6 protein-coding genes are annotated in these 11,476 nt (G+C 34.6%); 4 read left to right on the forward strand and 2 right to left on the reverse strand.

The window, feature by feature from the left end; translation table 11 throughout:
- Positions 1-21: 21 nt before the first annotated feature.
- Complete coding sequence (locus AB3G36_RS02975) at positions 22-2,697, reverse strand: reprolysin-like metallopeptidase (protein ID WP_367755851.1); 2,676 nt, start codon at positions 2,695-2,697, stop codon at positions 22-24.
- Positions 2,698-2,915: 218 nt separating this feature from the next.
- On the opposite strand from AB3G36_RS02975, the gene AB3G36_RS02980 reads away from it, so the two are divergent.
- The 4 genes from AB3G36_RS02980 (at position 2,916) to bioB (ending at position 6,108) form a co-directional block, all read left to right on the forward strand.
- The gene (locus tag AB3G36_RS02980) at positions 2,916-3,848 is read left to right on the forward strand and encodes a bifunctional riboflavin kinase/FAD synthetase (RefSeq protein ID WP_367755853.1); all 933 of its coding nucleotides are present in this window, start codon (positions 2,916-2,918) and stop codon (positions 3,846-3,848) included.
- A 110-nt stretch (positions 3,849-3,958) separates the two neighbouring features.
- Positions 3,959-4,411, forward strand: coding sequence for a hypothetical protein (locus AB3G36_RS02985; protein WP_367755855.1), 453 nt, complete (start codon positions 3,959-3,961; stop codon positions 4,409-4,411).
- Positions 4,412-4,486: 75 nt separating this feature from the next.
- Positions 4,487-4,924, forward strand: coding sequence for a hypothetical protein (locus tag AB3G36_RS02990; RefSeq protein ID WP_367755857.1), 438 nt, complete (start codon positions 4,487-4,489; stop codon positions 4,922-4,924).
- Positions 4,925-5,022: 98 nt separating this feature from the next.
- Entirely contained in the window at positions 5,023-6,108 is a 1,086-nt protein-coding gene (bioB, locus tag AB3G36_RS02995; RefSeq protein ID WP_367755859.1) for a biotin synthase BioB, read from the forward strand.
- A gap of 66 nt (positions 6,109-6,174) precedes the next feature.
- Here the strand turns inward: bioB and AB3G36_RS03000 are convergent, their stop codons facing one another.
- Complete coding sequence (locus tag AB3G36_RS03000) at positions 6,175-11,304, reverse strand: T9SS sorting signal type C domain-containing protein (protein WP_367755861.1); 5,130 nt, start codon at positions 11,302-11,304, stop codon at positions 6,175-6,177.
- Positions 11,305-11,476: the final 172 nt, after the last annotated feature.

Here is an 11,476-nt window from a genome sequence, read left to right on the forward strand (position 1 = left end):
TTTTTGCTTAGATTAAAATAATTATTCTATCACCAATTTTTTTATTTCTTTTCTATCACCATCAACAACCGTTAACAAATAGACTCCTGATTGCAAATTTTGCAATTGAATATTTTTATTAAAAACGGTTTCGTTTGTAAATGCTTTTTCAAATAATTTTCTACCTAATAAATCGTGAACGTAGACTTGTACACCATTTAAAGATTGGCTTGTAAACTGAATATTAAAATTCCCTTTATTTGGATTTGGATACATCACAAAATCACTAATCTCAAAATCAGCTGCTGAAAGCGTATAGGATTGTGCGCAAATCGCAATGGATGCTGAATTTAAAGTACCCGTATCATTCTTATAAGCATCACGGATTCTAAATGTCCAAGTTCCTGATGGATTTTCGCCATTAAAAGCTGCCAAAGCTTGAAAAGGAGCTACTGTTTGTAATGTAGTAGTACCACATACTAAATCAATGCCTGAATCATCATAAATCAAGTCCAAAGTACTGTTTGTATTTCCACAACTTTTGTCAAATAATTTCACGGTTGTTCCAAGAGGGCTTACCACCTCCATTTCGACATCCGATAAAAAAGCATGAGTGAAATTGACTTTAAAATTCACATCAGAAACTGTCGCTGATGTCGCCGGAACAGTAATGGTTCTTGTAGTATAAGCTGCTTGTTCCGGAATTGCAAATGGAGCTGTAAAAGAATAGGTATTACAAGTAGAACTTACAGAATATCCTATAGAAAAAGCTTTACTATTTATAGCATAAAAAATACTGGCTGTTGGTTCTACTAGAATTCTACAGTTTTTAGCTGTAACATTAGGAACAGTAATAATTTGCACACCATCATTTGGAGTATTTGCAACCAACACTGTTGGAAAAGTTAGTCCTCCATCAGTAGATAGTTTTATATTTACATTTGTAGATCCTGCTAATACATTAGCGCCATTTACATCCCAATTAACAACTTCACTAGTTCCTTGAAACCAACTTAAATTCTCCGTATTTTGTGAGGTCACCGCGAATGGCCCAGCTGTTCCACTTACAGTAATAATCGCTTCATCAGAATTAGTTTGGGCAGTGCCCGCGGCTGCATTGTCTCTTCCTGTTAAAACAAAATGGAGTGTTCGCGCCACTGTTGCAACCGATTCCCATTTACTGGTTAGTTTATTCGACAAAACATTAACATAGGCAGGCATGTATCTTGTAGCACTACTGCTTGGAAGTAATGATCTGAACAAGGGTCCATCTGCTTTAGACGAAACAGCTAAACTATTTGCTTTATCAGCAGTTACTGCAGAGTCGTTTTGTTCCCAAGTATAAGTAACTGTATCCCCATTGGGATCTGAACCAGTACCTTTCAAAATAAAGGCAGTACCTTTAGGAATAGTATAATCCAAACCAGCGTTAATTGTTGGTGGACTGTTCGTAATTGTTGTACTTGTAGGACATGTTTTTGTTAATAAATTATCTTGTATTTGCTTAATGCTTGCATAAGCAAAATAATCATCTGAATAAGCTTGCACATCATAATCCGTTGTAATACCAGCATAACCCATTATCGTAGAGCCACTTCCTGGCTCCACATTTACTCCCGTTCCCTCAAGTTCATAAGAAAAAGTATGATTTGCCCCTAATTGATGTCCCATTTCATGTGCTACAAAATCGATGTCAAAAGTATCACCTTCGGGTTTATTATCAGATGGAGAAGTATAAGCACTTCCTTTTCCTAAAGGAACCGCAACTGATGGCGGCACACACACACAACCAATACAACCAGCATTTCCCCCACCTCCAGATGCTCCAAATAAATGCCCAATATCATAACCCCCATTCGTGATTGTACTACTTAAATTATCTTGCAATTCTTGAGCCCAAGTCCCTCCTGCTCCTGCCGTTGCATCTGAATAAGGATCAGTTGCTGCATTGGTGTACATTATTAGATTATTATTGCTAATGATCACTAATTTCACTGCCAAGTCTTTATTAAAAACACCATTTACTCTGGTCATTGTTGCATTCATAGCCGCCAAAGCTTTAGTAATAGTACCACCATGATACGTGGTATATTCACCCGTACAGGATAATGCTAATCGTAATGTTTTAAAAACTTTATTATTGGCAGAAATCTTAGCGGTTCTGTTTAGTAATTGTTTGTCTATACTTACATCTTCTGTTTTACAATTTAAAGGCAATTTCCCTGTTTCTCTGTTTGTATTTGAAATAATTGTATATAATGATTCTCCTGAGATGGGCTCGATAAACTCAGATCCGCTATCACCCCTTAAAACCATAGTTTGAATTCCTTTTGGAGAAATACTAAAATTTAAAGATGCATTTTTATCAGTAATTCCAACACCAGAATACGCTCTAATATCTGGGTATTTTGCTTGCAATTCAGGTTCAAAATTAGAAGATTCTCTAACTAAAAATTTTTCTAATTCCCCTTTTGCATTTGGAACTGTAATTTCAATCCCGCTTACTTCATCCGTTTTATTGTCAGTTTTTGTTAATAGTTGTTTTAAAAAGGCATCGTTCAACTGAAATGCCATTTGTTTATTAGCATTTGGGCTATTGCTGTTTTTATCTAATGCAGACACAACACTAGAATCCATTTTTTTCCAAAGTAATTGATTTTGGGCATCAACCGAGGAATAGAATAGAATAATTAATAGAATTATAATGTATTTTGTCATGGGTACAAAAAATTTATGTCTCAAAATTAAAGTATTTATTACTAACTTATAAAATGTAATCTCACAATTTTGATTGAAAAATAAGATTCGACGCATACTTTTGTAAAAAACTCCCTCATTTTAACGAAACTAATGCCTTATTCAAAGAAAATCAGCTCCTCATCGCTTCACAATTAAAATAGATTAGCATAAATTTGCAATATTATAAAACTTACGCTTTGAAGATTTTTCATTCTATAAAAGATTTCAGTTCTCCAAAAAAAACAATCCTAACGCTAGGTACCTTTGATGGAGTTCATGTTGGTCATAAAAAAATTCTGGAGAGAATAATACAAAATACCGCTAACAAAAAATACGAAAGCCTTGTACTCACTTTCTTTCCTCATCCAAGAATGGTTTTGCAAGAGCAATCCGAAATAAAACTACTGAATACTATCCCCGAAAAAATAAATCTATTAGAGAAAATTGGAATTGAAAACTTAGTCATTCATCCATTTGACGAAACTTTCTCGAGATTAACAGCTGAAGAATTTGTAAGTACTGTCCTTGTAGATCAATTTCATATCCATAAAATCATTATTGGTCACGACCATCGTTTTGGTAGAAACCGAACGGCAAATATTGATGATCTCATTAATTTTGGCAAACAGTATGGTTTTGAAGTAGAACAAATATCTGTTCAGGAAATAAATGATCTTTCAGTTAGCTCAACAAAAATTAGGAATGCCTTATTGGAAGGAAATATGAATTTGGCAAATGAATACTTAGGCTATGATTATTTTTTAACGGGTACAATATTTAAAGGAAAACAACTGGGAAGAACAATTGGGTTTCCCACCGCAAATTTAAAAATAGAAGAAAACTATAAGCTTATTCCGCTAAATGGTGTTTATATTGTTAAAAGCACAATCGACCAAAAAACAGTATATGGAATGATGAACATAGGCTTTAATCCAACAGTTAAAGGAGAAAGCTTATCCATCGAAATTCATTATTTAGATTTTGATGCTGATTTATATGATCAAAAAGTTACAGTTTCCATCCTCAAATACCTTCGCCCAGAAGAAAAATTCAATTCAATCGATACCTTAAAGAAACAATTACAAAAAGACAAAGAGGCAACAATAGCTTATATTAAAGGTCTTAAATAATTAAAAAAAATCTCGTTACATTTTAAATATATTCCTATATTTTATGTAAATTTGATATGTATTTTCCTGTTTATCAAAGAGATGGTATTTTAATTTTTAAAACCAAACGTATGAAACTACCTAAAGAATTATACAACGGAATTATTATTTTTATCGGAATTAGTCTTTATTTTTTATTAATGGAAGCATTAAATTTAGCTGGTCTATTTTATTTGCGTTTATTTAATATCCTTTTTGTCTTCTATGGAGCAAACAGGACCTTAAAATCAAATTTCTTGGAAGACAAGAAGGTATTTACTTTTAATGCCATTTCAGCTTTAGCTACTTCACTAATAGGTGTTTTTTTAAGCATTATTGGACTAATTATTTATAGCTATGCTAAAGGTGGAGATCAATATGTACAATCTTTGTCTGAAACCTTATTATTTGGTGGAAACCCTTCTATTATGACCTACAGTATTAGCTTACTTTTTGAAGGAATTGTCTCGGCCGTAATAGTTACATTTATCTTAATGCTCTATTGGGACACTCGTTATGCTTCAGACAAGCATGGAATCAATTAAACCTTTGCCTGTTTAAAAAAATTATCGCTTCCTAGTAAAACAGCAAGTTGCGTTTTTTATCTAAATAAACTTATTATGAAACTACCAAAGGAATTACTGAATGGCTGTCTTATCTTTATTGGGATTGCGGTTTATTTTTTACTTATGAATGTTTTGGGATATGGCAACTCCTTTTATTTGCGCTTAGTCAACATCCTTTTTGTGTTTTATGGTGTAAATAGAACAATCAAAATGAATGTTAACATAGGAGAGAAATCATTTGTTACTAATGCTGTTTCTGCTATGGCTACATCCCTTGTAGGTGTTTTTTTAAGTATTATAGGATTAATTTCATATAGTTATATGAAAGGAGGGGATCAATACGTGCAATCCCTATCAAAAACATTTTTATTTGGTGGAAATCCATCAATATTCACCTATTCAATCAGTCTGCTTTTTGAAGGAATTGCTTCTTCAGTGATTGTAACCATGTTACTACTATTGTATTGGAACAACCGCCTAGCGACTGATTAACTACCGTTAATATATTTTCATAAACTTTTATTTCAATGCCAATACATTGATTCTTTAGAACAATTTGATTACTTTTGGCGCATCAAAAAAACGCATCAATGAGCATTACTAAACATAACTGGACGAAAGAAGAAATTATTAATATATACAACAAACCTATGATGGACTTGCTTTTTGAAGCAGCTTCTATTCATAGAGAGCATCATGATCCAAATGTTGTACAAGTTTCTACATTATTATCTATAAAAACGGGTGGTTGTCCGGAAGACTGTGGCTATTGTCCTCAAGCAGCGAGGTACCATACTTCTGTTGAAGGGAACGACCTTATGACAGTAAGCCAGGTAAAAGCACAAGCTTTAAGAGCTAAATCTAGCGGATCATCTAGAGTGTGCATGGGCGCAGCTTGGAGAAATGTAAAAGATGGGCCAGAATTTGACCAAGTTTTAGAAATGGTTCGTACCATTAACAAACTGGACATGGAAGTATGTTGTACACTAGGTATGATTACCGAAAACCAAGCACATCGTTTGGCAGAAGCGGGATTATATGCCTACAATCATAATTTAGATACTTCAGAAGAATATTATAAAGAAGTGATATCGACACGTGGTTTCGAAGATCGTTTGCAAACCATTGAAAACGTTCGTAAAACCAATGTAACCGTTTGTAGCGGAGGAATTATTGGGATGGGTGAAAGCATTGAAGATAGAGCAGGAATGCTTGTGGCACTGTCTACTTTAAACCCACAACCAGAATCTGTACCAATTAATGCCTTGGTTGCTGTTGAAGGAACTCCAATGGAAGAAGAAAAACCAGTTGAAATTTGGGAAATGATACGTATGGTTGCAACCACTCGTATTATCATGCCAGAAACCCAAGTTCGTTTATCAGCTGGAAGAATGAATATGAGCCGTGAAGGACAAGCCATGTGCTTTTTTGCCGGTGCTAATTCAATCTTTGCCGGTGACAAATTACTTACCACTCCAAATCCTGATGTAAATGAAGACATGAAAATGTTTGAAATGTTAGGATTGAATCCTCAAAAACCATTCACTAAAGTTTCTCAACCTGCAACAGTTGAGGCAGAACATTCACAGTTTGCTCCTCTTGGAGAGAAACCAAAATGGTCAAGACCAGGACATGTTATTGAAAAAAACCTAGAAGCTTCGGCTAAAGGAAAATAGTCTTTCCTTAATTATATAAAAAACCATCTTGCAAAACAAGATGGTTTTTTTTTGAATTTAATCTGGTTAATTAATCACCTTTTTGGTAACAACCTTCCCGTTTTGAAGTGCTACTTTAACTAATAACATTTGTTGAGTAGCTCTCAAATTTAAAATCATCAATTCTTGTGAGTTTACATTCCTTTTGTGAAAAACCTCTTTTCCAGTAACATCCGAAATGATTATTTCATCAATTAATTCAGTTGAAGAAGCAACTTTCATCTGTTTATTTTTTATTGAAACTATAAGTTGAGTATTTAATTTATCAAAATCAGTAATTCCTAATGACTTATTAACATAAATCAAGTTAAAACGGTCATTAAAAGTACCTGCCACTGAATTAAAATCATAAGGTGTGGCTTTTATATTATGAACTACATTTAATAACTTATCTTCTAGATAAATATTTTGGCCATCTAGAAACAAACCGTCTACATGATCAATAGCAATTGTAGCATTTCCATTGGTATTAATGGAATATCCTAATGGTACTGTGTCAGAATCCAAAAATGGTAAACCTTTACTTTGTATGGCCAATTTATCAGTTCCTATTAAACTATATAATAAAAAAGGAACAGTATCGTCAAACACATAACTATCATAACCTCTATCATAACCATCAGTTGCATTTTCAATATACCCAACCAAAGCTTGACTAACATTTGAAGAACTATTTGTCAAGTTTAACCAAATCCTGTGTTTTTCAAGTTCCTTTATTTTATTGTTATTTTTAACTTTATAAAAATTGGTGTTATTACTTGTTTCTCGCATGGTATTATTAAACTTCAATGATCCAGCTATTTGATTTTGTATAATAAACCCTTGACCAGAGGCAATAAACTCTGTTGGCGAATTATTGTTTCCAGTACCTGTATTACCCGCGGCACCCCCTAGTAAATTATAATAATAATAATCAGTTGCGCTAAAATCATTACCAACCAAACGATTATTATGGGACCAAAAATATAGGGTGCCTTCTAAAGTATTCGTTGGATTCGAAATGGGGTCATAAAGGTTTTCGTTAATAAAATCTGTGGCATTAATTGCAGATGGATATGGATTCCCCACTAAACTTAAACCCACATCGCCTGGTGGAGTTGTAACTGCCACAGTTATGTTTCCGTTATTAGGAACTCCAACAAATTGATTTGAGGTCACCATCGGTACTGTGCTTGAAGTGTTTTCAGGAGCTCGAATGGCATAACCTTTCCCTAGTTCGAAAACGGAAGTTGAAGGGTTTAAAATTGTAAATGTATCATTCATACTATTATAGGAGAAAAACTTATCTCCTTTTGTCAGTGGTGAAAAATCAAGTAAAGTTTGTGAACTAGTTGTTGGAGAGCACCAATAGGTTATATCATAGTATAACATTGGGGTCGTATTTCTTTTTACATTAATATTTCCGCTATTCGATCCTGTATATGTCGTTTGTAACAAACTGGCATTATTTTCAAAAGTAAGTGTGCCAGGACTTGCTACGGTAACAGCGTCTCCAACTGATAACGTAAAACCATCTTTTACCGTAAGATCTCCTTTTGTAACAGTAAGCGTATTGGCAATATCAATATCACTACCCATTGTATAAACTCCCCCCGTACCAGAAAACAAAAGATTAAAATAACTTCCAGTTGTAACGGTTTGAGATGTTCCGTTATATTCAACTGTACCAGAAGAAAAAGGTTTGGCATTTGAAATCCCTGAAAAACGAATTGTACCATTCATAGATACAACAGAAGCAAAAATTAATGTTCCTCCTCTCATATCTATAACTGAACTAGGAGCCAAAACATTTAATGCACTAGTAGTCAAATTATACCCATTCATATCAAAAACAGGAGTACCGCCATTATTAATATTCAATTGTCCACCAGTTACTATATTACCAGAAGCCGTTTGTGTTCCAGAAGTATTGTATATTTCTATTGCCGGTGAGGCATTATATGTTCCAGACACTATTTTTTGCCCTCCAGTTCCATTGGAATAAAACACTGTATTTACCCAGGTTTTCCCTGAAGGAAGGGGAAAACTAGAAGTATTTAGTGTTATGATTTTTCCAGCACCAGTATTAGAAAATGAACCGCCATCGTTTAAGGCAAAAGCCCCCATATTTAAAACCGATGTACTAACATTATTATTCAAAATATTTTTTACACTAATTCCTATTGATGTAGTCAATGGATTCACTGTTTTAGAGTTCGTTAAATTATTGAATGTAGTTATACTAGATCCTCCAATAGACTGAGCAATCGTTCCATTAAAATTGACTGTGCCTGTGTTCGCTACGAAGGCCCCATTATTTGTCCAATTCCCTTTTATTGCTAATGTATTTGAACCTGATACCGTTAAAGTAGCACCTGTTTTAATTGTAATGTTTTTGCAAATTCCACCAGCTGCTCCTATAATTGGTTGATTAGTATTTACTCCTATACTTACATCTGTTGTTGCTGTAGGAACACTTCCACCACACCAATTAGAAGGGGTATTCCAATCGGTACTAGTAATACCAAGCCAGGCTCCAGTCAAACAAGAGGTTAATACATTTACAACTCCAGTTGTAGAAGATCCAAACCATGTCCCGTTTATATTTGTAGCTGCGGAACCAGTTCCACCCCATGAACCTATAGCAGTTTGTAGTACTCCTCCTAAAGTTAATGAACCTGAAGTTGATGCTGTCCCATTTAATAATAAAGCCACCGCAGTATCCTTAATTTCAAAATCTCCTGAAATAGTAGTTGTTCCTGTAAATGTTTTATTACCTGAATTACTCAAAAGTAGATCCCCATAATTCTTAACCGCCACTGTTTGTGCTGTTCCATTATAATCAACAGTACTATCTACATCCAAAAAAGTTGTCGAAAATACAGGAAAAAAACTTGTCCCACTTATTTGTAAGGTACTAAAATCTAAAACCGTAAGAGTTGAACCTCCAGAAATAGAAAAACCTCCTGTGTTTAAAGTTGCATCACTATCAATAATAAGAGGAACATTTGCATTAAAAACTTTATTTGCATTTGCTGTTATAACTCCTGTATTCGTTACAAATACACCTCCAGTTGATGTAAATGGTGTTTTCCATTCTAGGCCTGTACCTTGAGCTGATGTTCTATTGTATTGTAAAGTGGCAGCAGAACCATAAGTAGGTATTGCTGATACAGTTGCAGCACCTTCCATAGAAAGGATTCCATTTATTGTTGGCAATCCAGTAAGTGTTTTAACTCCTGAATTTGAAAATGTAAGATTGTTAAAGGTGGAGGCTGTTGCCAATGTTTGAGTAGCCCCGCCAAAATTCACAGTTCCAGTTCCAGCCACAAAATTTGCCCCAGTACCCATCCAAGAAGTTGTTGTTGAAGAGTTTACATTAAAAACACTTGAACCACCATTTAAAATTCCGGCAGTTAAATTAACATCCCCAGAAAAAGTATGCGTTAGTCCAGAACCTAAATTCAAATTCCCGCCCGTACCATTAATAGTAAATCCAGCTCCATTTACATTTCCTCCCAAAGTAGCAGTACCTGCTGTTTTAGTCATAGACACTAATCCCGTTGTGGTAAAACCAGCAATACTTTGGGTAGTCATTGTATTAGCAATAATAATTGGAGAACTACCTGCGGTAAATAATCCACCATTATTTATAAAATTACCTCCAAGGGTTAAACCAAAATTAGCTGTCGCTAGCTTCGCCCCACTATTGATGGTCAAAGGTATAGATGCATTAAAAACCTTGGCTGCATTAAGTGTTATAACTCCAGTATTAGTTATATTAACACCACCTGTAGCTATAAAAGAACTTATCCATTCTTGTCCAACAGTTCGGGCTGTTGCCGTATTGTATTGTAATGTAGCCGATGCGCCATAGCTTGGAATAGCAACTGAGGGAGAAACGGGCACAGTTGCCGTTCCTTCCATAGAAAGAATCCCATTAATAGTATTAGCACTTGGCAATGATTTTATTCCTGAACCCGAAAAAGTAAGATTATTAAATACTGGGTTTGATGCAGAAACAGTTTGGTTTCCAGCCGCCCCAAAATCAACGGTTCCAGTACCAGCCGTAAATAAACTTCCTGTTCCGCTCCAAGCAGTTGTACTTAAAAGGTTTGCCTTTATAGTACTAGAACTTCCGTTTAAAGTTCCTGCAGTTAAAGTTACTCTTCCTGAAAAAGTGTGAACTAGTCCTAATCCTAAATTTAATGTTCCTCCTGTTCCGTTAATAGTTAAAGCTGCTCCACTAACATTAGATGTAAAAGTTGCTATTCCTCCCGTTTTTAACATACTCACAGTACCAGTTGTAGTAAAACCTTGAATCGATTGACTAGCAGTACCTGTAAAAAAAACTTGTGCAGTTCCTAAAGCAACAGTACCAGAATTAGAATAATTCCCTCCTAAATACAATCGCCCTACTGCACCTCCTGTACCAGTATAAGTCATAGCACCTGAATTAGAGAAACTACCTGCGGTTGTGGTAATTCTCCCCGTTGTTCCAATAGTAAAACTTCCAGTATTTGTATTTAAAAAATTCCCTGTTGAAATGTTTAATTGTCCTGATGTCGTAAGATTAACCAATCCATTATTCGTAAAATCTCCTGTGAGTGTTGTCACACTTGTTGTCCCAGCAATTGTTCCATTATTAGTAATAAAACCGGTTACATTCAATGCTCTACTATTAATATCTAATGTTACCCCATTATTAATAGTCAAATTTGCAATCAAGGTAGATGCTGAAACAGTTACTGTATTAGCACTAGAACCATTACCGATTGTAATATTAGGTCGAACACCTGTTGGCGTTAAAATACCAAAAGTGGCCGTCCCCGTAAACAATACTGTCCCAGGACCGTTGACTCCGTTAGTAGTAGTCCCGCTGTTAGAAAAAGTTCCCGAAACGGTTAAAGTTTGTCCATTATTTACAACTAACTTACTTGTAGTATTGCTTAGACTAAGGTTTGTAATACTAGTTGAAACCGTAACCGTAACTGTATGTCCTGTAACAATAGTTACGTTATCCGTACTAATTGGAACTATTCCACCTACCCAAGTTGAGGCCGTTGACCAATTTCCATTTCCAGCGCTTGTTATAGTTGCTGCATTAGCAAATGAAACTGTTAACAAAAAATACAAAACTAAAAAAGATCTTATGTTAGAAAGTAATTTTATATTCATATAGTGTTGATTTTTAACACACATCGTGCATTATTTCATACAAAAATAATTCATTTTATCACACGATTTATTTATTAAGAAAAATCCGCTGCTAGTTAAACGTGTTTTTTAAAATTTATCCTATCATGCAGGTTTGCAATACCGTTTTTGGTTTGCCTATTGAATACAAACA

Origin of the sequence: Flavobacterium sp. WC2430 (genome assembly GCF_040822075.1) — a bacterium.
Taxonomy (GTDB): domain Bacteria; phylum Bacteroidota; class Bacteroidia; order Flavobacteriales; family Flavobacteriaceae; genus Flavobacterium.

Excerpts from the sequence above, each read along its gene's own strand:
- AB3G36_RS02985 (WP_367755855.1), top strand. The coding sequence starts at position 3,959 with ATGAAACTACCTAAAGAATTATACAACGGAATTATTATTTTTATCGGA.
- AB3G36_RS02975 (WP_367755851.1), bottom strand. The coding sequence starts at position 2,697 with ATGACAAAATACATTATAATTCTATTAATTATTCTATTCTATTCCTCG.
- AB3G36_RS02990 (WP_367755857.1), top strand. The coding sequence starts at position 4,487 with ATGAAACTACCAAAGGAATTACTGAATGGCTGTCTTATCTTTATTGGG.
- AB3G36_RS03000 (WP_367755861.1), bottom strand. The coding sequence starts at position 11,304 with ATGAATATAAAATTACTTTCTAACATAAGATCTTTTTTAGTTTTGTAT.
- bioB (WP_367755859.1), top strand. The coding sequence starts at position 5,023 with ATGAGCATTACTAAACATAACTGGACGAAAGAAGAAATTATTAATATA.